Here is a 24127-nt window from a genome sequence, read left to right on the forward strand (position 1 = left end):
CGCTCGCTCGCAACAAGGAGAGAGCCCGCACAGAGCGGGAAAAGTTTTGTATAGTGCGCCGGTTGCTGACGCCCCTGCGGACTTATGCCTTCCAATTTCACGCGGTTTCTTACGTTCTTCTTGCTGGCTGTTGCGTTGACCCTACCGTATGCCGTCGTCAACCACACCTACCCGATGCCGACGTTCTACGCGGAATTCACGTCGCTGGCGCTCTGGTTGTTCGTCGGCGCTGCCGTGTTGCTGCTCGTGCGCTCGGCGCGGCCTGCGATCGGTTTCGCAACGCCCTCGGTTGCGCTGGTGCCTCTCGCGTTCGGCCTGTTCCTGATCGTTCAGATCGTCGCGCTGCCCGTGACGCAGCCGTTGATGAACTGGCTTGGCGCCGGTTATCTGCTTGCCGCGTTCATGGCAACGCTGGCGGGTTACGGCATCGCGCGCGCGCGGCAGACGCAAACCGCGCTGGTGTGGGCCGCCTTTGCGCTGCTGCTCGGCGGACTCTTCGCGGTGTTCAGCCAGGTCGTGCAACTGTTCCACCTCGAAGCGAAGTTCGCGCCGCTCGTCGTCGCGTACAACATCGCGACCGATCGCCGGCCGTTCGGCAATATGGCGCAGGCCAACCACCTCGCGACGTATATCGCATTCGCGATGGCCGCGTGCCTCTTCCTCGTGCAGACGCGCCGCCTGCATGTCGTGCTGTGGGCAGTGCTTTCCGCGATCTTTGCGGGCGGTCTGGCGCTCACCGTATCGCGCGGCCCGTGGCTGCAGATGGCGGTGATCATCGTCGGGGGATTCTGGATCGCGTTTGCGGGCATGCGCCGTGGCGTGACGGAGCTCGGCAGGCACGGCACGCTGCGCGACTGGCTGCTGCCCGTCGTGCTGCTGTTGATCTTCATCGGCGTGAACGCGTACGTGCGCTGGGCCAACGTGCGCTACAACCTCCAGCTCGACGTGTCCGCGGCTGACCGTTTCAAGGACGCCGGACAGATCGCGCCGCGTCTCGCACTGTGGCGCTACGGTTTGACGATGTTCAAGTCGCATCCGTTGCTGGGCGTCGGCTGGGGCGAGTTCCCGCTGCGCCAGTTCGAACTGGTGCGCGCGCTGGGCGGCGTCGAGATCGCCAACAACGCGCATGACATCTTCATCGATCTGCTCGCCAAGACTGGTCTGATCGGCCTCGCGATCGTGCTGCTCGGCCTGCTGGCCTGGTTCGTGCGCGCGCTGAGCACGAACCACACGCCGGAGCGCGTGTTCGGCTTCATGTTGATCGGCGCGCTCGTCATGCATGCGCTCGTCGAATATCCGCAGCAGTACATGTTCTTCCTGCTGCCCGCGATGTTCGTGTTCGGCCTGCTCGAAACGCGGGCGCTGCGCTTCGTGCCGTCGGGCGTTTCGTTCGGCGTGTTCGCGATCGTCGTGGTCGGCGGGATCGTGTCGCTCTATCCCGTGCTGCGCGACTACAACCGCTCCGAGGTGCTCTACTACGGCGAGCATCCCGCGCAGGAGTACAGCGAAGCACCGTCGTTCCTGTTCCGCGGATGGGGCGACTACGGGATGGCCACGCTGCTGCCGATGGATGCGTCGAATCTCGCGTCCAAGCTCTACGCGCATCGGCGTGCGATTTCGCTGCTGCCTGGCGAGACGGTGCTGCGCCGTTACGCGGCGCTGCAGGCGTACGCTGGCGACATGGCGGGGGCGATGGATACCGTCGCGCGGCTGAAGATCTTCGCGGTGGAGCTGCGCGACTGGCCGAAGCAACTCGCCGAACTCTACGGCTTGACCGACCGGCAACCGGCGCTCAAGGGCTTCAGGGCTGCCCTGATGAAGAAGTACGGCGCGCCCGCGCAACCGATCGAATCGGACGACGACTCCAGCGACTGACCGTTGTGACTGACCGCTGCGATTAACCGTTGCGGCGCGCGCGCGGCGTGAGCGAGGGGCTCAGCCGCGCGCGCGAGTGCTCACAGCCAGCCTGAGGCCTTGAATCTCCAGAACAGGATCAGGTCGATCACCAGCATCGCCGCAAGGCAGATCTGATAGCCGAACGGCAGATGCAGTTCCGGAATGTTCTGGAAGTTCATCCCGTAGATGCCGGCGATCATGGTCGGCACGGCAAAGAGCGCGGCAAACGCGCCGAGACGCTTGGTCACTTCGTTTTCTGCAAGCGAGATCATGCCGAGATTCACCTGCACCGCAGTCACGGTCATTTCACGACGGCCTTCGACCGTCCGCACGATCCGTTCGAGATGATCGTAGACGTCGCGGAAGTACGCGGCCATGCCTGAACAAATGCGCGGGATGCGGCCGCCCGTCAGCTTGCTGAGACTTTCGAGCAACGGCGCGACGCGCTGCTGCAGCGCCACGAGCCTGCGCTTGAGCGAGTAAAGATCCTCGATGATCGCGCGCGACTGCGCGAGCGTATGTTTCTCGAAGATGCGGTCTTCGATCTCTTCGAGTTTCGTGGAGAGCGTTTCGAGAATCGGGAAATAGCGGTCGACGACCGTGTCGATCAGCGCATACAGCACGAAACCCGAGCCTTCCTTGAGCAGACTCGGCTCCCGCTCGCAGCGTGCACGCACTTCCTGGAAGCCGTGACGCGTCCGGTTGCGCACGGAGAGCACGTAATTTTCGCCTGCAAAGATATCGACTTCGCCGATCACAAATTCGTCGTTCTCGTCCATCTCGATCGTGTGCAGCACCGCGAATAGCGAGTCGCCGTACTCCTCGATTTTCGGGTGCTGGTGACCGTTCTGGACATCTTCGATTGCAAGCTCATGCAGGCCGAATTCCTCTTTCATCGCCTCAAGTTCGGCCGGTTCCGGGTCCTTGAGCGCAACCCAGACGAAGCATTCGGGTTTGGCGACGTAATCGCTGATGTCCTCGATCTTGATATCGGCGAGCTTCTTGCCATCCTGGTACGCGGCGCAGTTGATCAGCATGGTCTGTTACCTTGAAGGCGGGTGCGGACTGTCTGAATCCGCCACCCAATCCCCCGACTTGCCGCCGTGCTTCTCCATGACCTTCACATCGGTGATCGTCATGCCGCGGTCCACTGCCTTGCACATGTCGTAGACGGTCAGCAGCCCGACCTGCACGGCGGTGAGCGCTTCCATCTCGACGCCGGTGCGTCCCACGGTCTCCACCTGCGCCGTGCAATGCACGCCGGGCAGCGTTTCGTCGAGCGCGAAATCCACGGCGACGCGCGTGATCGCGAGCGGGTGACACAGCGGAATCAGATCGGACGTGCGCTTGGCGCCCTGGATGGCGGCGATGCGTGCGACGCCAATCACGTCGCCTTTTTTCGCCTGACCGTCGCGGATCAGCGCGAACGTTGCGGGCAGCATGCGGATCGTGCCGCGCGCGACGGCGATGCGCCGGGTCTCGGATTTGCCGCCGACGTCGACCATATGGGCGTCGCCGGCTGCATCGAAATGAGTGAGTTCGGGCATGATTGGCTCTCCATCGAGGGCGCCTATCATAACAGCGCCGCGCGCGGGCGCTGTCCGCACGGTGTCGCCGTGGCGCACGCAGGCCGCGCGTACAATCGGCAGGCGGCGAAGCGGCGCCAGCCGCTACCCCGCAGTCCCGCCTTTCTCCAATCCTGTCATCAATGCGTCTGAAACGACTGCTTGCTGCCTGGTTGTCCGTATCGGTTGCGGTCTGCCCGCAGGCGTACGCGCAGACGCGCGCCTCGCTCGCGCTCGCCGCCAGCGCGGTCACGCTCGATACGAATGCGGCCGCCGCCATCCGGGGCGCAGCCAACGTCCACGGTCCGGGCGCGGCTCCCGCGGGCACGGATTCGCTCGCGCCGGATGCGCCCGCGCTCGTGATCGGCCCGCTCGACGAGCGCGCCGATCCGATAATTCCCGCATCCATCGCACAGGGCGTGTTCGGCACCTACGGCGGCGCGCGAGACCGCTTGTCCGGCCAGTCGGGCGCGCACGGCAACGCCAGTGTGCGCGCAGGCACCTGGGTGCCGCAACTGCCCGCGCTCGGCGACGGCTCGGACGGCGCGCTCTCGCCCGAGGCCGAGCGCAAGGTCGGCGAGCGCGTGATGCGCGAGATCCGCAGCCGCCCCGACTACATCGGCGACTGGCTCGTGCGCGACTATCTCAACTCGGTTGCCGCGCGGCTCGCGGCGGCGGCGAGTGCGCTGTATATCGGCGGCTATCGACCCGACTTCGATCTCTTTGCCATCCGCGACAGCCAGATCAATGCGTTCTCGCTGCCGGGCGGTTTCATCGGCGTGAACAGCGGACTGATCGTCGCCACGCAGACCGAATCGGAACTCGCCTCCGTGCTCGGCCACGAGATGGGCCACGTGCTCCAGCGGCATATCGCGCGCATGCTCTCGCAGAACGAGCGCACCGGTTACACGGCGCTCGCGGGCATGCTGGTTGGCATCCTCGCGGGCGTGCTCGCACGCAGCGGCGACCTTGGCAGCGCGCTCGTACTCGGTAGCGGGGCCTATGCCGTCGACCGCCAGTTGAGCTTTTCGCGCGCCGCCGAACACGAGGCGGACCGCGTCGGTTTCCAGTTGCTCGCGGGCGCGGGCTACGATCCGTACGGCATGGTGGCGTTTTTCGAGCGGCTCGATCGCGCGTCGATGGACGACACGGGCGTGCCTGCCTACGCGCGCACGCACCCGCTCACCACGGAGCGCATCGCCGACATGGAGGACCGCGCGCGACGTTCGGCGTATCGCCAGCCGCGCCAGACGCCCGAGTACGGCTTCGTGCGCGCGCGCGTGCGTATCTTGCAGAGTCGGATGCGCGGCGACCGGATCGACGAGGTTGCGCGGCTGCGCTCCGAAATCGACGACCGTACGGCGTTGAACGTGGCCGCGAACTGGTACGGCATCGCGTTCGGACAGGCATTGCTTGAACAGTACGACGCTGCTGCAGCGTCGCTGGCGAAATCGCGTGCGGCGTTCGGCGCGTTTGAAGCGGCCGACGGCAGCAGGACGCGCAGCTCGCCGAGTCTCGACGTGCTCGCCGCGGACATCGCCCGGCGCGCGAGGCGCAACGATGAAGCGGTGCAGCGCGCGCGGACCGCGCACGCCGCATGGCCCGCATCGCATGCCGCAACGGAAGTTTTGCTGGAGGCGTTACTCGGCGCGCGCCGCTTCAAGGAAGCGCAGACGCTTGCGCAGGCTCAGACCGTGGCGGAGCCAAGGCAGGCTGCGTGGTGGCTCTACCTCGCACAGGCGAGCGCGGGCCTGGGCGATCTGCTGACACAGCGGCGTGCGCTGGCGGAAAAGTTCGCGCTCGACGGCGGGTGGGCGTCGGCGATCCGGCAGTTGAAGGAGGCGCGCGACATGCGATCGGTCGGCTTCTATGACCTGTCGATCATCACGGCGCGCTTGCACGAGTTCGAGGCGCGCTACAAGGAAGAGCGCGAAGACGAGAAAGACGGTAGCTAAGCGGGGCGCTCAGGCGGTGCCGCGCTGCCCCTGCACGTTGGCGGCTTCGCGCGCCGGGCTCGAAACGAAGCCAAAACGCGCGGGCACTTGCGCGCGCTGGATTGCCTGAAGCGGCAGCACGGCATCGGCGCGCCACGCGAAGGTGCCGCTTAAACCGTCGTCGGCAAGCGACGCGTGGTCGGCGAACACATCGAGATCGTGATCGTGGAGCAGGGCCACGCACGCGCGCGCACCATCTTCAGCAGCATCGGCGGGCGATGCGAACAGCACGCTGCCCGCTTCATCCACGTAGACGGCTGACGGCGCGAACGGCTGGCCGGACTGGTCGGTGAGCGTGAGTGCGCCGGCCGCATCGCACGCGAGCCGCACGATCCACGGCGTGTATTCCAGCTCGACATAGACGCGCTGCGGCCCGTTCTGGAAATACCACTGGCCGCGCTCGTCGCACGCGTAATTGCGGTTGATGAAGCCGATCAGCGTCTCGTGCCGGATCGGCGTGCCGTGCGTACCCGCCGCCTGGTCGGCCTCGTCGCGCATGCGCCAGTGGCCGCGCGCATCGAGCATCAGCCAGCCGGTGCAGTGCGGCACGTCAGGCCAGCGCGCGAGTGCCTGTCTGACGATCTCATCCATGGGCAACAAAGCGTGAGAGATAGCCGGTTACGCGCTCGGCGAGCCAGTCGGAGCGGCCCGGGAACGGTCCCGTCATGAAGCCGACGTGGCCGCCGTGCGCGGGCTGCTCCAGCTCGACCGCCGCGCTTACCTCGCCGGGCGAGGGCAGCGCGCGGTCAGGCAGGAACGGATCGTTGCGCGCGTTGAGCACGAGCGTCGGCACGGCGATTTCGCTGAGCTTCGGGCCAACCGTCGCGCGGGTCCAGTAGTCGTCGGCGTTGCGAAAGCCGTGCAGCGGCGCGGTCACGACGTCGTCGAACTCGAACAGCGTGCGGCTCGCGAGCACGGCGTTTGCGTCGAACAGGCCGGGATATTGTTCGAGCTTCTGGAGCGCCTTCGCCTTCAGCGTTTTGAGGAAGCTGCGCGTATAGATCAGGCCGAAGCCGTGCGAGAGCATTTCGCCGCCCGCGTGGACGTCGAGCGGCGCGGAAACCGCGGCGGCTGCCTTGACGATCGACGCATCCTCGCGTTGCTGCGCGAGCCAATGCAGTAGCACGTTCGCGCCGAGCGAGACGCCTGCCGCCACGAGCGGCCCGCGATGAAGCGCGGCGAAGCGATGCAGCATCCAGTCGACCTCGTTGGCGTCGGCGAGATGATAGAAACGCGGCAGCAAATTCAGCGGGCCGCTGCAACTGCGAAAGTGCGGGATCACGGCATGCCAGCCGCGCGCGGCTGCGGCGGCGGCCATCGTGCGTGCGTAGTGCGAGCCGGAATTGCCTTCGAGCCCGTGCAGGAGCACGAAAAGCGGTGCGTTGGGCGCGGGAAGCGGCTGCCCGGCGGCGGGTACAACCCAGTCGAGTTCGATGAAGTCGCCATCGGGCGTGTCCCAGCGCTCGCGGCGGTAGACGGGCGTGGGCAGATTCGACATGAGCGCGGGCACGATGGTCTGCGCGTGCGCGCCCGGCAGCCAGACCGGCGCGCGATAGGCGCCGGCCAGCGCTGCCGGATGCGAATGCGCGTGCGCTGCATTCGCATCCGGTGTTCCGGTGGTGTGGGATTTGTCTCCGGTCGTGCTCATGACTGCTATACCGAAGGCGTGTTCAGTGCAGCGCGCCCAGGCTGCGGCGCAGTTTCGCGGAGAACTGGCTGGCCGCTTCGTCCGGCATGCGGCTCGAGTGGATGTGGGCGATGCGCCATTCGCCGCGCTCGTGAACCATCACGTAGGTCGTGAAGACCATTGCGGGCACGGCTTTCGGGTCGACCGGCCGATGCGCTTCCACGATGGCGTAGACCACGGTGCCGAGGCTGTCGTAGACGCGGATATCGAGCGGCTCGATCGACACCGGCGCTGCCTCGAACTGCGCGGCGAGCCCTGCGCGGATGTTCGGCAGGCCATACAGATGGGCGCCGTCCGGGCAGATGCAGCTCACGAATTCCTCATCGATCCACAGGCCAATCAAGCCGTCGAGATTCACTTCCGCGACGGCCTGATACCAGGCGTTGAGCGTGTCCGCGGCGGCTTCAAAGTGGTGGGCAAAACGTGGCATGGCTCGATGATCTTGTGCGCCGGGGCGCGGGTTGCGAATCGACACTCGCTGCGTTTGCAGCGGCAGCAGGCCTGCTGTTGCCGCTGCAGCCGCAGCGAGACTAGCGTTGGCCGAGCAGCATGCCGCGAAGGTCGCCGAACACCTGTTCCGGGCTCAGTTCGCGCAGGCAATTCAGATGTCCGAGCGGACATTCGCGCTGGAAACACGGGCTGCAATCGAGATGCAGCCATTGTACCTTTGCGAGATCGGACAAGGGCGGCGTGTGGCGCGGATCCGTCGAGCCGTACAGCGCCACGAGCGGCCGCCGCAGCGCGGCGGCTACGTGCATCAAGCCGGAGTCGTTGGTGACGACAGCGTTTGCGCGCGAGATCAGCGCGCACGCTTCGCCGAGTGCGGTCTGTCCGCACAGGTTGCGCACGTTCGATGCGCGCTCGGCGATGGCCTGAGCGAGCGGCGCATCCTTCGGCGAGCCGAGCGCGACGATCTGCGTGTACGGGAACGACTGGCCCACCATCTGCGCGAGCGCCGCGAAATGCTCGGGCGGCCAGCGCTTGGCTGGGCCGTACTCGGCGCCGGGGCAGAACACGAGGAGCGGCACGCGCGTATCGAGGTTGAAGCGCGCCGATACGCGCGACGCCTCGTTCGGATCCGACTCGAGACGCGGCACCGGCAGATCGTCGGGGACCGTCGCGCCGGGCGCCCACGCGAGCGCGGCGTAGTGCTTGACCATCGGCGGACGTTCGTCCTTCGGCGGATTCGCGTGGCGCACGTTCAAGAGGCCGTAGCGGCTCTCGCCCGTGTAGCCGATGCGCAGCGGAATATGCGCGAGCCACGGAATCATCGCGGACTTCAGCGAGTTCGGCAGCACGTAGACGGCGTCGTAGCGCACCTCGCGCAAATCGCTCGCGAGTTGCCAGCGGCGCAGCAGTTGCAGCTTGCCGTGCGCGAGGTCGGTGGCGTAGACGTCGTGGATTTCAGGCATGCGCTCGAGCACGGGCGCGACCCACGTGGGCGCGAGTGCATCGATCACGATGCGCGGATGCAGTTTCACGAGCCGCGAAAGGAGCGGCTGCGCCATCAGTGCGTCACCGATCCAGTTAGGGGCGATTACCAGCGCGCGGCGCATCGGGTATCAGGGTCCGGAAAGTGACAAAGCTTCCGCGCGCATCAGGCGCGCGGAACGCGGTTAGCAGGGCGGACGCGCCGCAAGACGCGTCATCGGGCCGCCCGCGGCCTCATGCCGGCGGGCGATGCACAGCGAAACAAGGGCACACCCGGGAACTGCGGGGCGCTCAGTGGCCGTGCACGACCTCGCCGTCGCGCAGCTTGTAGCGCGTGCTGCAGTAGGGGCAGCGCGCTTCGCCGTGGGTCACGTCGAGGAAGACGCGCGGATGGTTGCTCCAGCGCGGCATCGACGGATTCGGGCAGTACGCGGGCAGATCCTTGGCCGACAGTTCGACCAGCGGCATTTCCTTGATTTCGCTCATGAGGACAATTCTCGTAACGCTCGTTGTGGACCGTAGCGCAGCGGCAGCTTCGGCGTCCGCAGCGGGCAAACGTGCATTCTAGCGCCATTTGGCGTATACACGGGCCCTCGCGGGCGCCTGAGGACGCTTTATGTCACGCCTCGGCGCGCCAGTCGGCCAGCGCATGCAAAGGTGTTTGAAAGGCGCCCAAAACAGGTGCCAAATGCCTCCGGGAAAAAGCATCATCGGGCATCGCGAAAAAAACAAGACGAAAACGTGCCAAAATGGCCGTGCCTCACGGCAAGCGCCCAGCTACGGGACATGCGGCGGGATATCTGATCGGACCCGCTCGGCACATTCGCCGAAGGGCGTCTCGGATCGGTCTGGCGATCGGCTAAAATACCGGTCTCGCAATTCGATGCCGGCTTTCGTCGCGTTCGCCGGATATCAGGCAAGGCCACGAGCAGCGACCCGGGACGGCCCCAGATTCCGGATCCCGCGCCGTGCACGCCGCGCCAGGTCCGCAGCCGCCCGGGCATCGCGTTGTCACCGCCTTCCCACCATCACGCACAGTCAAGTCCATGAACCAGGTTCTGCGTCTCTCCGATCTGATCTCCGAAGGCAAGCTCAACGGCAAGCGGGTGTTCATCCGCGCCGACCTCAACGTGCCGCAGGACGACCAGGGCAACATCACCGAAGACACCCGCATCCGCGCTTCCGTGCCGGCCATCAAGGCCGCGCTCGCCGCGGGCGCGGCCGTCATGGTCACGTCGCACCTCGGCCGTCCGACCGAAGGCGAATTCAAGCCGGAAGACTCGCTCGCGCCCGTCGCGAAGCGTCTGTCCGACCTGCTCGGCCGCGATGTGCCGCTCGTCGCGAACTGGGTCGAAAACGGCGTGAACGTCGCGCCGGGTAACGTCGTCCTGCTCGAGAACTGCCGCGTCAACAAGGGCGAAAAGAAGAATTCCGACGAGCTTTCGCAGAAGATGGCGAAGCTCTGCGACGTTTACGTGAACGATGCGTTCGGCACCGCGCACCGCGCCGAAGCCACCACGAACGGCATCGCGAAGTACGCGAGCGTCGCCTGCGCGGGCCCGCTGCTCGCCGCCGAACTCGACGCGCTCGGCAAGGCGCTCGGCGCGCCGAAGCGCCCGCTCGTGGCGATCGTCGCGGGCTCGAAGGTCTCGACCAAGCTCACCATCCTCAAGTCGCTCGCGGAAAAAGTGGATCAGCTGATCGTCGGCGGCGGCATCGCCAACACGTTCATGCTCGCGGCCGGCCTGAAGATCGGCAAGTCGCTCGCGGAAGCCGACCTCGTCGCCGAAGCGAAGGTCATCATCGACGCGGCGCGCGCGCGTGGCGCCTCGGTGCCGATTCCGAGCGACGTCGTGACCGCGAAGGCGTTCGCTGCGGACGCGAAGGCTGAAATCAAGGCTGTGGCCGACGTCGCCGACGACGACCTGATCCTCGACATCGGCCCGCAGACCGCGAAGGCGCTCGCCTCGCAGCTCGAACAGGCCGGCACGGTCGTATGGAACGGCCCGGTGGGCGTGTTCGAATTCGACCAGTTCGGCGAAGGCACGAAGACGCTCGCGCAGGCCATCGCGAAGTCGTCGGCGTTCTCGATCGCAGGCGGCGGCGACACCCTTGCGGCCATCGCGAAGTACGGCATTCACGACGAGGTCAGCTATATCTCGACCGGCGGCGGCGCGTTCCTCGAATTCCTTGAGGGCAAGAAGCTGCCGGCTGTCGAAGTGCTCGAAACCCGGGCAGCTTCGTAAGCGACACGGCGCGCCCCGGCGGTAGCGGCGGGGCGCGTGTCAGTTCGACTGTGGCGGCAGGCGCGCCGGGCGCGCCTGCCATGCTCAAACGGCGGCCACAAAGACGGCCAGCCAGGCTGGCCAACGCAGGATTTCCGGCGGCAGCCGCGGACGCGGCGCGCACAATGCGCGCTTGCACACCGCGGCGAGCACGCCGCCCCGAGGCGCGAAGCGCGCGCGGCCGAAGCGGCCGCCGCGCGGATGGCGCGCTCGCACAAAGCGACGCTGTATTTCACCGGCGCGCGTTTCGGCCACACCGCGGGTGCGGGTGAGCCGGTCGGTCCTTCTCGCAGCAACGTTTCTTCCAGCGATCTTTTCCAGACGAGGAGACTCATGCATCGCGCCACCAAGATTGTTGCAACCATCGGTCCGGCTTCCAGCTCGCCGGACGTCCTCCTGCAGATGATTCGCGCGGGACTCGACGTGGTGCGCCTCAACTTCTCGCACGGCACGGCGGACGATCACCGCCAGCGTGCGGACAGCGTGCGGGAATGCGCCCGCAAGGCAGGTCGCGAGATTGCGATCATGGCCGACCTGCAAGGCCCGAAGATTCGCGTCGGCAAATTCGAGAACGGCAAGATCGCGCTCGAACCCGGCATGCCGTTCATCCTCGACGCCGACTGCGAACTCGGCAACGAAGAACGCGTCGGTCTCGACTACAAGGATCTGCCGCGCGACCTGAAGTCTGGCGACGCGCTGCTGCTCAACGACGGCCTGATCGTGCTCGACGTCGTCCGCGTGATCGGCAGCGAGATCCATACGACCGTGCGCATCGGCGGCGACCTGTCGAACAACAAGGGCATCAACCGCCAGGGCGGCGGCCTCACCGCGCCCGCGCTGACCGCGAAGGACATGGAGGACATCCGCACGGCGATGTCGCTCGGCGCGGACTACATCGCCGTGTCGTTCCCGAAGAACGCAACCGACATGGAAATGGCGCGCCAGCTCGCGAATATCGCGGGGGCGCCGTACGGCATCAAGCCGAAGATGATCGCGAAGATCGAGCGCGCCGAGGCGATTCCCGCGTTGCAGGAGATCCTCGATTCGTCGGACGGCATCATGGTCGCGCGCGGCGATCTCGCGGTCGAAGTCGGCAACGCCGCCGTGCCCGCGCTGCAAAAGCGCATGATCCGCATGGCGCGCGATTCGAACAAGCTCGTCATCACGGCCACGCAGATGATGGAGTCGATGATCTATGCGCCCGTGCCGACGCGCGCGGAAGTGTCGGACGTCGCGAACGCGGTGCTCGACGGCACCGACGCCGTGATGCTCTCGGCGGAATCGGCGGCGGGCAAGTACCCGGTGCAGACGGTCGAGGCAATGGCCGCGATCTGTCTCGAAGCCGAGAAGTCCGAGCAGTCCGAGCTCGACAAGGATTTCCTCGACCGCACCTTCACGCGCATCGACCAGTCGATTGCCATGGGCGCGCTCTTCACGGCGTTCCACCTCGGCGCGAAGGCGATCGTGGCGCTCACGGATTCGGGCTCGACGGCGCTGTGGATGTCGCGTCACTGGACTCACGTGCCGATTTTCGCGCTCACGCCGCGCACCGGCAGCGAGCGCGCGATGACCCTCTACCGCAACGTCACGCCGCTGCACCTCGACACCAGCACGGACCGCGACACCGCGCTCCAGCAGGCCGTCGAAGTGGTGGTGAGCAAGGGCTATGCGTCGCGCGGCGACGTGGTGGTGCTGACCGTCGGCGAGCCGATGGGGCAGCCTGGCGGCACCAACACGCTGAAGATCGTCCGTGTGGGAGACGTGCTGTAAGGTTCGATCGCGAGTTTGACCCGGTTCGCACATGAATCCGGCCGCAGTCCGCGCGTACGAGAGGCCGCGCGGACTGCCTGCTTTTCAGTCCGCTTTTCAGCCGGCTTGTCAGCTCGATTGCCCGTCCGACGCCATCCCGATGTCAGTCCGCTGCCCGCTTGCCGTCAGGACGCCCTGACATGGCATTTTCATGCCGCTGACGCGATTGCCCCGGGAGCGGGCTGGCTTCGCGATAAAATCACGCCATTGCGCCCGCGGCGAGCATGCGGGCGGCGGCTGCCAGGCCGCCTTCGACCGGCCACGCAAGATGGCTGGCGTGACGTAGGAATTCGTTTTAAATCAAAGGAGTAGCACAATGCCTCTCGTATCAATGCGTCAACTGCTCGACCATGCGGCAGAGCACGGCTATGGCCTGCCCGCGTTCAACGTCAACAACCTGGAGCAGGTTCAGGCCATCATGGCCGCAGCCGACCAGGTCGGCGCGCCGGTGATCATGCAGGCGTCGGCGGGTGCGCGCAAATATGCGGGCGAGCCGTTCCTGCGTCACCTGATCGAAGCCGCCATCGAGTCGTATCCGCATATCCCCGTCGTCATGCACCAGGACCACGGCCAGTCGCCCGCGGTGTGCATGGGCGCGATCCGCAGCGGTTTCAGCAGCGTCATGATGGACGGCTCGCTGGAAGCCGACGGCAAGACGGTCGCATCGTACGAATACAACGTCGACGTGTCGCGCCGGGTCGTCGACATGGCGCACTCGATCGGCGTCACGGTCGAGGCGGAACTGGGCGTGCTCGGTTCGCTGGAAACGATGAAGGGCGACAAGGAAGACGGTCACGGCGCCGAGGGCACGATGACGCGCGAGCAGCTCCTGACCGATCCGGAGCAGGCCGCCGACTTCGTGAAGCTCACGCAGTGCGACGCACTGGCAATTGCAATCGGCACCTCGCACGGCGCGTACAAGTTCTCGAAGAAGCCCACGGGCGACATCCTGTCGATCCAGCGCATCAAGGAAATCCACGCGCGCATTCCGAACACGCACCTCGTGATGCACGGTTCGTCGTCGGTGCCGCAGGAGCTGCTGGCGGAAATCCGCGAATTCGGCGGCGACATGAAGGAAACCTACGGCGTGCCGGTCGAGGAAATCCAGGAAGGCATCCGTCACGGCGTGCGCAAGGTCAATATCGACACGGACCTGCGTCTCGCGATCACGGGCGCGATTCGTCGCTACATGTTCGAGAATCCGTCAAAATTCGACCCGCGCGACTACCTGAAGCCGGCCCGCGAAGCCGCGAAGAAGGTCTGCGTGGACCGTTATCTGGCATTCGGCTGCGAAGGCCAGGCCGGCAAGATCAAGCCGGTGTCGCTCGACAAGATCGCTGAGAAGTACAAGTCGGGCGAACTCGCGCAGATCGTTCGCTGATGCGCCGCGCGCCCCGGTCTTGCCCGCAGCGCTTACAGCACCCGCAGCGCCTGCAGCACGACCGGCCGGCCGCGCGACGTTCTGCGCAACATCCTGTGCAAGCAACCTGCAGCAGGATCGTCGCCGTATCCGCCGGTCTGGGGAACGGCGACTGGCTTTTTGATTTACCCTTTCGGTTTACCCGGTTTACCCTTTCGGTCCGGTTTTGCGCCGGCCCCGCCACGTTAAATAGCGAATCACGACGATGTCTACCCTCTACGAATCCACGCTCCGCTCGCTGCCGCTCCTCGGCCGCGGCAAGGTCCGCGACAACTATGCCGTGGGCACCGACAAGCTGCTGATCGTCACGACCGACCGTTTGTCGGCGTTCGACGTCATCATGGGCGAGCCGATTCCGCGCAAGGGCCAGGTGCTGAACCAGATGGCGAACTTCTGGTTCGGCAAGCTCGAACATGTCGTGCCGAACCACCTCACCGGCGTCGATCCCGAAACCGTCGTCGCGCCCGATGAAGTCGAGCAGGTGCGCGGCCGTGCGGTCGTCGTGAAGCGCCTTGAGCCGATCCTCGTCGAGGCGGTGGTGCGCGGCTATCTGGCGGGCAGCGGCTGGAAGGATTACCAGGCCACGGGCGCCGTGTGCGGCGTGCAGTTGCCTCCGGGCCTGCAGAATGCGCAGAAGCTGCCCGAGCCGATCTTCACGCCCGCGGCGAAGGCCGAAATGGGCCACCACGACGAGAACATCACGTACGAGGAGATGGAGCGCCGCATCGGCACCGAGCTGTCGCGCACCATCAAGGAAACGGCGATCAAGCTGTACAAGGAAGCGGCCGACTACGCGGCGACGCGCGGCATCATCATCGCCGACACCAAGTTCGAATTCGGTCTCGACAATCACGGCAAGCTGTATCTGATGGACGAGGCGCTCACCGCCGATTCGTCGCGCTTCTGGCCCGCCGACCAGTATCAGGTGGGCTCGAACCCGCCGTCGTTCGACAAGCAGTTCGTGCGCGACTGGCTCGAAACCCAGGACTGGAAGAAGGAGCCGCCGGCGCCGAAGCTGCCGGGCGCGGTGATCGAGAAGACGTCCGCGAAGTATCAGGAGGCGCTCGAGCGCCTCACCGGCCAGACGCTCGCCTGAGGCATCTCGCCTGACGCGAATCAGCGTGAATTAACGTCGACGGATGCGCGCGAGCGCGCGCATCCCGGGGAAAGGAAGCAAATGAGCGAAGTACAGACGGCTCACCAGCATGCGGCGCCGCTCGTCGGCGTACTGATGGGCTCCAGCTCGGACTGGGAAACGATGAAGCAGGCGGTTGCGGTCCTGCAGGAGTTCGGCGTCGCCTATGAGGCGAAAGTCGTCTCGGCGCACCGCATGCCCGACGAAATGTTCGAGTACGCCGAAAAGGCGCGCGAGCGCGGCCTGCGGGCGATCATCGCGGGCGCGGGCGGCGCGGCGCATCTGCCGGGCATGCTGGCCGCGAAGACCACCGTGCCGGTGCTCGGCGTGCCGGTGGCGAGCAGGTATCTGAAGGGCGTCGATTCGCTCCATTCGATCGTGCAGATGCCCAAGGGCGTGCCGGTCGCGACCTTCGCCATCGGCGAGGCGGGCGCGGCCAACGCGGCGCTCTTCGCCGTGTCGATCCTGAGCGTGACGGACACGGAATACGCGAACAAGCTCGCGGCTTTCCGCGTGCGCCAGAACGAAGCTGCACACGCGATGGTGTTGCCGGCGCTGTGAGCGCCCCCGCCGGGGCACGGCAGCGCGCCTCGCTTTGATGTTCGACCTCGACGCTCAACTTCGACATTCAACCCGGCCTGGCCCGTGCGCCGTTCGCAGCGCCGCGCCAGCCGCGACCGACCACTGAGATGACCCCTGACAACACTCCGGTTTCACCGATCCTGCCCGGCGCCTGGCTTGGCATGGTGGGTGGCGGCCAGCTCGGCCGCATGTTCTGCTTTGCCGCCCAGGCGATGGGCTACCGCGTCGCCGTGCTCGATCCGGATCCGGCGAGCCCGGCCGGCATGGTCGCCGACCGCCATCTGCGCGCCGCCTACGAGGACGAAGCCGCGCTGACCGAGCTTTCGCGCCTGTGCGCCGCCATCTCGACCGAGTTCGAGAACGTGCCCGCCGCGAGCCTCGACGCGCTTGCCAAATCGACCTTCGTGAGTCCCTCCGGTAGCTGTGTGGCCGTCGCGCAGGACCGCATCGCCGAAAAACGCTTCATTGCCGCCGCGGGCGTGCCGGTTGCGCCGCACGTGGTGATCGAGTCGTCGCAGGCGCTGGCAGCCATCGACGACGCCGCGCTTGCCGCTGTGCTGCCGGGCATTCTGAAGACGGCGCGGCTCGGCTACGACGGCAAGGGCCAGGTGCGCGTGGGCAACGCCGAGGACGTGCGCGAGGCGCATGCCGCGCTCGGCGGCGTGCCGTGCGTGCTGGAAAAGCGTCTGCCGCTGAAGTTCGAGGTCTCGGCGCTGATCGCGCGCGGCGCGAGCGGCGCGAGCGCTGTCTATCCGCTCGCGCAGAACACGCACCGCAACGGCGTGCTGTCGCACACGATCGTGCCCGCGCCCGATGCGAGCGCCGCGCTCGTCGAGCAGGCGCAGCAGGCGGCGCTGCAGATCGCGGAGAAGCTCGGCTACGTGGGCGTGCTGTGCGTGGAATTCTTTATCCTCAAAGACGGCTCGATCGTCGCCAACGAAATGGCGCCGCGTCCGCACAACTCGGGTCACTACACGGTCGATGCGTGCGCCACGAGCCAGTTCGAGCAGCAGGTGCGCGCGATGACGGGCATGCCGCTCGGCGACACGCGTCAGCACTCGCCGGCCGTGATGCTGAACATCCTCGGCGATGTGTGGTTCGCCGCCGGTGGAAGCGGTCCGGGCAGTGCAGGTGGCGTGCGCGCGCAGAAAGGCGCTGTGCCCGTCACGCCGCCGTGGGATCAGGTGGCGGCCATGCCGGCCGCGCGTCTGCATCTGTACGGCAAGGAAGATGCGCGTCCGGGACGTAAGATGGGCCATGTGAACTTCACGGCGCCGACGCTCGACGAAGCGCGTGTGGCCGCGCGCGACTGCGCGCGTTTGCTGCATATCGCCACGAGCTGAGGTTGCACGACGTCATGACCGGTCAGCCGTATCCCACCGATGCCGAAATCGAGCACGCCGCCGCGCTGCTCGACGCGGGCGAGCTTGTCGCGTTCCCGACCGAGACCGTCTACGGCCTCGGCGGCGACGCCGCGAACCCTGACGCCGTCGCTCGCATCTACGCGGCCAAAGGGCGGCCCGCGAATCATCCGGTAATCGTGCATCTGCCGCCAGGCGCAGATCCCGAGTATTGGGCCGCCGAGTGGCCGGAGTCGGCGCGCAAGCTCGTCGCCGCATTCTGGCCCGGCCCGCTCACGCTGATCGTCAAGCGCCACCCGCGCATCCCCGATGCCGTGAGCGGCGGTCAGGATTCGGTCGGTTTGCGCTGCCCGTCGCATCCGGTCGCGCAGAAGCTGCTCGCCGCGTTTTCGGCGCGCCGCGGAGGTCATGGCGGTGTCGCGGCGCCGTCGGCAAACCGCTTCGGCCATGTGAGCCCGACCACCGCGCAGCATGTGCGCGACGAGTTCGGTGCGGACGTGCATGTGCTCGACGGCGGGGCGAGCGATGTGGGCATCGAATCGACGATTCTCGATCTCTCGCGCGGCTTTCCGGCGCTGCTGCGCCCGGGCCACATCACGCCGCACGATATCGCGCGGGTGCTCGGCGAGGCGCCGCGTCTGCCGGACGGATCGGATGCCACGGCGCCGCGTGCCTCGGGGACGCTGAAGGCGCACTACGCGCCGCGCACGCCGCTCGCGCTGCTGCCGTTCGAGGCTTTGGAGCCGCTGCTGAGCGCGGCGCGCGAGAACGGCGAGACCGTGGCGCTCGTGGCCCGCGCATCGCGCGCGCAAGCATGGGCGAGCGCGCCGGGCGTGCATTTCGTCGCCGCGCCGGAAGATCCGCAGTTGTACGCACGCGAACTCTATGGCTTGCTGCGGGCGCTCGATCGTGCGAACGTCGCGCGTATCCTGATCGAAAAACTGCCCGAAACGCTCGACTGGATCGCCGTGAATGATCGGCTCGGAAGGGCGGCGGCGGCGTTCGAGGCGCGGGAATAGCGGGCTCGATATCGGCACATTCGCGGCACGTTAGCTTCACCTGTGCATACAAAAAAACCGGTTCGCGAGAACCGGTTTTTTTTTCGTGCGACGCGTGCCGAATCTGCGGGCTTGCCCGCGTCTTCAATGCGCCACGCGGCGCTGCGGGCTCTTGCGGATGTGCTTCGCCGCCCGTTTCGGATGGCGCTGCACGTACATCGGCGCTTCTTCGGGCATGCCCTTGTAGACCCATTCGAGCAGCGCATCGTGGGCTTCGCGCGCGCCTGCCGCGTGCGGGTCGTTGATGAGGCTCACGACGATCCACGTTTCGCCCGTTCGTGCCGCGACGTAGCCCGCAATTGCGCGCACGTCGCGCAGCGTGCCGGTCTTGATGTGCGCGTTGCCGTCCACAGGGGTATTGGTGAGGCGGCGGCGCATCGTCCCGTCGACGCCCGCGATCGGCAGCGAATCGACGAACGGCTGCGCGACGGGGCTCGCATTCGCGGCCTGCAGCAGCGACGCGAGCGAAAGCGCGCTGATGTGCTCGTCGCGCGAGAGGCCGCAGCCGTTTTCGAGCGCGAGCTCGGGCGCGTAGACGCCGCTCTTGCGCAGGAACGCCTTGACGGCGGCGGCAGCTTTCGTCGTGGTCGCGGGCGCCTTGCCCTCGACGGCGCCGAGCGTGAGAAACAGGTTGCGCGCCATCACGTTATTGCTGAACTTGTTGATGTCGTGGACGACGTCGGCGAGCGGCGGGCTCTGATGGACGGCAATGAGGCGTGCGCCCGGCGGCACGACGCCTTCGCGCACCGTGCCGCTGAAGGTGCCGCCCGCCTGCTGCCACAGCGCGAGGAAGCCGTCGGTGAAGAACGTGGTGTGATTGACGGGCGCGGCCATGTTGAGCGTGCGCTCGCCGCAGCGCGCGGCGTAGCTGCCGTCGAAGCTTGCGGTCACGGTGCCGTTCGCACCCGGTGCGATCTGCGGCGACGGCATCATGCCGACACATTTGCCGCCGTGCTCGCGGATGCGGTTGTCGATCTGCCATTGCGCGACCGGCGGCACGATGCTGATCGAGACGCCATCGGGAGACGGCGAGTACGTGAACGATACCGACTTGAACGCGTACATCAGCGGATCGGGGCCGACGTTGTAGGGGGCCTCGGCGTCGTCGTCGAACGGCGGCAGGTCGCGCGTCGAGGCGTCGAACTCGCTCTTGTCGAGCACGAGCGCGCCGTCGATGTGCGCGATGCCCGCGGCGCGGATCTTCTGCGCGAGATCGATCAGCTCTTCGGGGACGAGTTTCGGGTCTCCCGTGCCCTTGATGTAGAGATTGCCGTGCAGCGTGCCGCTCGCGTCGACCTCGCCTTCGGTGAACGCGCTCGTGTGCCAGCGGTAGTCGGCGCCGAGCATTGCGAGGCCGGTCCACGTCGTGACGATCTTCATCGTCGAGGCGGGCATCATCGGCTGGCCTGCGTTGACGGCCACGCTCGGCTGGCGGTCGCCGATTTTTTCGATTACCACGCTCACCGCCGAGAGCGGCACGTGCGCGCGTTCGAGGCCCGCCATCACGGACGGCGGCAGCACGGTGCTCACGTTGACCGAAGGCAGGCGCGCGCCTTTCGGCTGCGCCTGCGCGGCGGGCATGCCGAGGCTCGCCGCGGCCAGTGCGGCGCAGGCAAGGCGCAGGACGAACATGGCGCGCACAGGTGCGGCTACGCGTGTAGCGGATGGCGCGCCCGCCATGTGCGCGGCGCGCGGCGGGACGGGACGCAACCCGGGACGCAACACAGGGCGCAACAGGTTGCGAAGGCGGGACAGCGAAGCAGGGAGCATGTGGAGCGTCAGATGAATACGGGCAGTGCAAGGGGCGCGCGGCGGGCGGTGGGCACGATCTGTTGCTAACGCCTCGCCGCGCGCACGCGCGAATCCGGGTTGCGGCGCACCGCGCGACGCGATGCGCATCGTGCAAGCCGGGCGGATCGCGTCGCACCGCAGCGCCGCGCGCCGCAAAAGCGACAATTGTAAAGACCTCGCGCGGCGCGCGCGCATCGTGCGGCGACAAAAACCCCGGTGCATGCGCGAAAGCCGACCGGCCTGGCGGTGGAGCGGGGGTGGCGCCGGGGTGGCGTGACGGTGGCGCGGGGGCCGGGGGCGCTAGAATGCACCCATCTGCCCCAATCCGGCGCCCGCTCCACCGTCACGCAGCGCCTCTTTGCCAATTCATTACGATGCGAATACTGCTTGTCGAAGATGACCGCATGATCGCCGAGGGCGTGCGTAAAGCGCTGCGCGGCGACGGCTTCGCGGTCGACTGGGTCGAGGACGGCGACGCCGCCATCACCGCCGTGACCGGCGAATCTTACGATCTGCTGCTGCTCGATCTGGGCCTGCCGAGAAAGGACGGGCTCGACGTGCTGCGCACGCTGCGCGCGCGCGGCCTTGCGCTCCCGGTGCTGATCCTCACGGCGCGCGACGCGGTTGCCGACCGCGTGAAGGGTCTCGACGCAGGCGCCGACGACTATCTCATCAAGCCCTTCGATCTCGACGAACTCGGCGCGCGCATGCGCGCGCTGATCCGCCGCCAGTCGGGCCGCAGCGAGTCGATGATCCGCTACGGCACGATCACGCTCGATCCGGCGTCGCACCAGGTGACCCAGGACGGCGCGCCGATCGCGCTTTCGGCGCGCGAATTTGCGCTGCTCGAAGCGCTGCTCGCGCGCCCGGGCGCGGTGCTCTCGAAGAATCAGCTCGAGGAGAAGATGTACGGGTGGGGCGAGGAGATCGGCAGCAACACGGTCGAAGTCTATATCCACGCTCTGCGCAAGAAGCTCGGCGCCGACCTGATCCGCAACGTGCGCGGGCTCGGTTACATGATCGCGAAGGAAGCGTGACGCGCCGATGAGTTCTATCCGGAAACAACTGCTTTTCTGGCTGCTCGCGATCGTCGTCGCGGGTGTCGTGCTGGCGGGCTGGCTGATCTATCGCCAGGCGCTGGCCGAAGCCAACGAACTGTTCGACTACCAGTTGCAGGAAATTGCCGACGCATTGCCCTCCGAGCCGTTCAGCGAGATTCTCAGCTCGCGCGACACCGGCAACGAGGGCATCGTGCTGCAGATCTGGAACCGCAACGGCGTGCTGATGTATTACTCGCATCCGCGCGTGCCGCTCGCGCCGCGCACCGAACTCGGCTTCTCGACCGAGCGCACCGATCGCGGCGACTGGCGCGTGTATGGCGCGATCGTCGGCGACAACTTCGTGCAGCTCGCGCAACCCGTCTCCGTGCGCAACCGTCTCGCGGCGAACGTCGCGCTGCGCACGCTGTGGCCGCTGATCGTGCTGCTGCCGTTTCTGGGGCTCGCCGTCTGGCTCGTGGTGGGCCGCGGGCTCAAGCCGCTCGCGCGCGTCACGAATGCGCTCGATACGCGCCATCCCGAAGCGCTCGATCCGTTGCCCGAGCAACGGCTGCCGCGCGAAGTCACGCCGCTCGTGCGCGCGCTGAACGCGCTGCTCAACCGTCTCGCGCAGGCGCGCGACACGCAAAAGGCCTTCGTCGCCGATGCCGCGCACGAACTGCGCACGCCGCTCGCCGCAGTGCAGATCCAGGCACAACTGGTTGCGCGCGCAAAGGACGACGACGCGCGCCGCGAAGCGCTCGACGATCTGCAGGCGGGCGTGACGCGCGCGACGCGGCTCGCCGAACAGCTGCTCGCGCTCGCGCGCTCCGAACCGGACGGCCATGTGTGTGCGCAAGATGTCGATCTGCGCGTGCTGCTCGAAGATTGCGTGGCGTCGCGCGCGACCGTTGCGCAGCAGCGCGGCGTCGATCTCGGCATCGAGCAGAGCACCGATGCAACCGTGCACGGCGACGCCGACGCGCTGCGCGTGATGCTCAACAACCTGCTCGACAACGCCACGAAATACACGCCGGAAGGCGGGCGCGTCGACGTGGCGCTGCGCCTCGACGGCGGCCATCCGCTCGTGCGCATCGCCGACAGCGGACCGGGCATTCCGGTCGCCGAACGCGCGCGCGTGTTCGACCGTTTTTACCGCGTCGGCGGGGGCGCTTCGCGGGCGCGCACGGACGTCTCCGGCACCGGCCTCGGGCTCGCGATCGTGCGCCGTATCGCGGATCAGCACAACGCGACGATCACGCTCGGCGATTCGCCGGCGGGCGGTCTTCAGGTCGACGTGCGTTTCTGAACCCCGCGGCGCACTTTTTACGTGGGGGGCGCCGGATTAAGACTCCTTTAAGTGACGCCACGTAGTCTTTGTTCCGTCATAACACGCACAACACGTCCCCGCTTCAAGGAGTCCGCAATGAACGCAAAAGTCTTAACTCGCAGTGCCGTGGCGATTGCCGTAGCCGCCGCGTTGTCGGCGGGCTATGTAGCCGGACGCCATGACGTTCCGACCCCGAACCTCGTTTCGCCGGCGCAGGCCGCGGCGCTGATGCCCGCGGAAGCCGCCGCCAAAACTGGCGTTCCCGATTTCTCCGGCCTCGTCGAAACCTTCGGGCCCGCAGTTGTCAACATCAGCGCCAAGCACATGGTCAAAGAGACCGCGATGCACGGCCGCGCGCAGCAACTGCCGATCGATCCGAGCGATCCGTTCTACCAGTTCTTCAAGCACTTCTACGGGAACCACCCGGGCGCGGGCGACGGCGGCGGCGAGTCCGACACGCCGAGCGCGAGCCTCGGTTCGGGCTTCATCATCAGTCCGGACGGCTACATCCTCACGAACGCGCACGTGGTCGACGGCGCGAACGTCGTGACCGTGAAGCTCACCGACAAGCGCGAGTTCAAGGCGAAGGTCGTCGGCGCGGACAAGCAGTCGGACGTCGCGGTGCTGAAGATCGACGCGAAGAGCCTGCCGACTGTGAAGATCGGCGATCCGCACCAGAGCAAGGTCGGCCAGTGGGTCGTGGCGATCGGCTCGCCGTACGGCTTCGACAACACCGTGACCTCGGGCATCATCAGCGCGAAGTCGCGCTCGCTGCCGGAGGAGAACTACACGCCGTTCATCCAGACCGACGTGCCGGTGAATCCGGGCAACTCGGGCGGGCCGCTCTTCAATCTGCAGGGCGAAGTGATCGGCATCAACTCGATGATCTACTCGCAGACGGGCGGCTTCCAGGGCCTGTCGTTCGCCATTCCGATCGATGAGGCCATGAAGGTCAAGGACGACCTCGTCAAGACGGGCCACGTGAGCCGCGGCCGCCTCGGCGTGGCGGTGCAGTCGGTGAACCAGACGCTCGCCGATTCGTTCGGCATGGACAAGCCGCACGGCGCGCTCGTGAGCTCGGTCGACGCGGGTGGTCCTGCGGCGAAGGCGGGTCTGAAGCCCGGCGACGTGATCTTTTCGGTGAACGGCCAGCACGTGGACGATTCCACCGATCTGCCGGCGCTGATCGCCTCGATGAAGCCGGGCACGAAGGCCGACATTCAGTTGTGGCGCGACAAGTCGACGAAGACCGTGAGCGCGACGATCGGTGCGCTCACCGATACGAAGGTTGCCTCGGCCGATACGCACGGCGCGCAGATGCAGGGCCGACTCGGCGTCGCGGTGCGCTCGCTCACGCCGGACGAGAAGAGCAACGCGTCGGTCGATCACGGCGTGGTCGTCGAACAGGCCGGCGGCGCGGCCGAGAACGCGGGCATCCAGCCGGGCGATGTGATCCTCGCCGTGAACGGCCGCCCGGTGACGAGCGCCGAGCAGCTCAAGGACATGGTCACGCACGCGGGCAAGAGCATTGCGCTGCTGATCCAGCGCGACAATGCGCAGATCTTCGTGCCGGTCGATCTTGGCTGATTCCGGCTGATCCTGTCCCGTATGGTCCGCCAGAGTCCGGCCGCGCGCCGGGCCGCTTACTTGCCGTCGTTGTTCACTGCCGCCGTTGGCCTCTGGCCCGGCGGCAGTGTCGTATGCGGCGTCCGTTCGCTTCGCACATCAGGCACGCGAATTGCTCAT

General features: G+C 66.9%; 20 protein-coding genes. 12 read left to right on the top strand and 8 right to left on the bottom strand.

Translation table 11 applies throughout. From position 1 onward, the window contains the following. The first annotated feature begins 84 nt into the window (after positions 1-84). Entirely contained in the window at positions 85-1875 is a 1791-nt protein-coding gene (locus ACFPTO_RS22180) for a PglL family O-oligosaccharyltransferase (RefSeq protein WP_377714771.1), read from the top strand. An 80-nt stretch (positions 1876-1955) separates the two neighbouring features. Here ACFPTO_RS22180 and corA read toward each other — a convergent pair whose 3' ends face one another. Then, positions 1956-2933 (bottom strand): magnesium/cobalt transporter CorA, encoded by a 978-nt coding sequence (gene corA / locus ACFPTO_RS22185; RefSeq protein WP_377714773.1) that lies wholly within the window; start codon positions 2931-2933, stop codon positions 1956-1958. 6 nt (positions 2934-2939) lie between these two features. Then, positions 2940-3443 carry a cyclic pyranopterin monophosphate synthase MoaC gene (moaC, locus tag ACFPTO_RS22190; RefSeq protein ID WP_377714775.1) on the bottom strand — a complete coding sequence of 168 codons (504 nt, stop codon included), beginning with the start codon at positions 3441-3443 and terminating at the stop codon, positions 2940-2942. 161 nt (positions 3444-3604) lie between these two features. Here moaC and ACFPTO_RS22195 point away from each other — a divergent pair, with 161 nt between their 5' ends. Next, positions 3605-5416, top strand: coding sequence for a M48 family metalloprotease (locus ACFPTO_RS22195; RefSeq protein WP_377714777.1), 1812 nt, complete (start codon positions 3605-3607; stop codon positions 5414-5416). Between the two features lie 9 nt (positions 5417-5425). Here ACFPTO_RS22195 and ACFPTO_RS22200 read toward each other — a convergent pair whose 3' ends face one another. The 5 genes from ACFPTO_RS22200 to ACFPTO_RS22220 form a co-directional block, all read right to left on the bottom strand. Further along, positions 5426-6046 carry a DUF2946 family protein gene (locus ACFPTO_RS22200; protein ID WP_377714779.1) on the bottom strand — a complete coding sequence of 207 codons (621 nt, stop codon included), beginning with the start codon at positions 6044-6046 and terminating at the stop codon, positions 5426-5428. Beyond that, positions 6039-7103, bottom strand: coding sequence for a YheT family hydrolase (locus ACFPTO_RS22205; protein WP_377714781.1), 1065 nt, complete (start codon positions 7101-7103; stop codon positions 6039-6041). Before ACFPTO_RS22205 ends, ACFPTO_RS22200 begins: the two co-directional genes overlap by 8 nt. A 22-nt stretch (positions 7104-7125) precedes the next feature. Next, positions 7126-7572, bottom strand: coding sequence for a nuclear transport factor 2 family protein (locus ACFPTO_RS22210; RefSeq protein ID WP_377714783.1), 447 nt, complete (start codon positions 7570-7572; stop codon positions 7126-7128). Positions 7573-7672: 100 nt separating this feature from the next. Next, positions 7673-8698 (bottom strand): lipopolysaccharide heptosyltransferase II, encoded by a 1026-nt coding sequence (waaF, locus tag ACFPTO_RS22215; protein WP_377714785.1) that lies wholly within the window; start codon positions 8696-8698, stop codon positions 7673-7675. 166 nt (positions 8699-8864) lie between these two features. Continuing rightward, positions 8865-9059 (bottom strand): zinc-finger domain-containing protein, encoded by a 195-nt coding sequence (locus ACFPTO_RS22220; RefSeq protein ID WP_293039815.1) that lies wholly within the window; start codon positions 9057-9059, stop codon positions 8865-8867. Positions 9060-9619: 560 nt separating this feature from the next. Here ACFPTO_RS22220 and ACFPTO_RS22225 point away from each other — a divergent pair. The 7 genes from ACFPTO_RS22225 (at position 9620) to ACFPTO_RS22255 (ending at position 18184) form a co-directional block, all read left to right on the top strand. Then, entirely contained in the window at positions 9620-10819 is a 1200-nt protein-coding gene (locus ACFPTO_RS22225) for a phosphoglycerate kinase (RefSeq protein ID WP_377714787.1), read from the top strand. A 372-nt stretch (positions 10820-11191) separates the two neighbouring features. After that, a complete protein-coding gene (pyk, locus tag ACFPTO_RS22230) occupies positions 11192-12628 on the top strand; it encodes a pyruvate kinase (protein WP_377714789.1) in 1437 nt (478 codons plus the stop codon). Between the two features lie 355 nt (positions 12629-12983). After that, on the top strand, positions 12984-14048 hold the full coding sequence (gene fba / locus ACFPTO_RS22235) for a class II fructose-bisphosphate aldolase (protein WP_293039820.1): 1065 nt from the start codon (positions 12984-12986) through the stop codon (positions 14046-14048). A 244-nt stretch (positions 14049-14292) separates the two neighbouring features. Then, the gene (locus ACFPTO_RS22240) at positions 14293-15183 is read left to right on the top strand and encodes a phosphoribosylaminoimidazolesuccinocarboxamide synthase (RefSeq protein ID WP_377714791.1); all 891 of its coding nucleotides are present in this window, start codon (positions 14293-14295) and stop codon (positions 15181-15183) included. Between the two features lie 81 nt (positions 15184-15264). Next, positions 15265-15783: a 5-(carboxyamino)imidazole ribonucleotide mutase gene (gene purE, locus ACFPTO_RS22245; RefSeq protein ID WP_377714793.1), complete on the top strand. Its 519-nt coding sequence runs from the start codon at positions 15265-15267 to the stop codon at positions 15781-15783. A gap of 128 nt (positions 15784-15911) precedes the next feature. Beyond that, positions 15912-17147 carry a 5-(carboxyamino)imidazole ribonucleotide synthase gene (locus ACFPTO_RS22250; protein WP_377714795.1) on the top strand — a complete coding sequence of 412 codons (1236 nt, stop codon included), beginning with the start codon at positions 15912-15914 and terminating at the stop codon, positions 17145-17147. A 14-nt stretch (positions 17148-17161) separates the two neighbouring features. Next, positions 17162-18184 carry an L-threonylcarbamoyladenylate synthase gene (locus tag ACFPTO_RS22255; RefSeq protein ID WP_377714797.1) on the top strand — a complete coding sequence of 341 codons (1023 nt, stop codon included), beginning with the start codon at positions 17162-17164 and terminating at the stop codon, positions 18182-18184. 123 nt (positions 18185-18307) lie between these two features. Here the strand turns inward: ACFPTO_RS22255 and dacB are convergent, their stop codons facing one another. After that, positions 18308-19855: a D-alanyl-D-alanine carboxypeptidase/D-alanyl-D-alanine endopeptidase gene (gene dacB / locus ACFPTO_RS22260; protein ID WP_377714799.1), complete on the bottom strand. Its 1548-nt coding sequence runs from the start codon at positions 19853-19855 to the stop codon at positions 18308-18310. Positions 19856-20388: 533 nt separating this feature from the next. Here dacB and ACFPTO_RS22265 point away from each other — a divergent pair. The 3 genes from ACFPTO_RS22265 (at position 20389) to ACFPTO_RS22275 (ending at position 23968) form a co-directional block, all read left to right on the top strand. Next, entirely contained in the window at positions 20389-21051 is a 663-nt protein-coding gene (locus ACFPTO_RS22265) for a response regulator (RefSeq protein ID WP_377714800.1), read from the top strand. A 7-nt stretch (positions 21052-21058) separates the two neighbouring features. Beyond that, on the top strand, positions 21059-22360 hold the full coding sequence (locus ACFPTO_RS22270) for an ATP-binding protein (protein ID WP_377714801.1): 1302 nt from the start codon (positions 21059-21061) through the stop codon (positions 22358-22360). A 117-nt stretch (positions 22361-22477) separates the two neighbouring features. Further along, on the top strand, positions 22478-23968 hold the full coding sequence (locus tag ACFPTO_RS22275) for a DegQ family serine endoprotease (RefSeq protein ID WP_377714802.1): 1491 nt from the start codon (positions 22478-22480) through the stop codon (positions 23966-23968). Positions 23969-24127: the final 159 nt, after the last annotated feature.

Source organism: Paraburkholderia denitrificans, assembly GCF_042655705.1.
In the GTDB taxonomy this organism is placed as follows: Bacteria; Pseudomonadota; Gammaproteobacteria; order Burkholderiales; family Burkholderiaceae; genus Paraburkholderia; species Paraburkholderia denitrificans.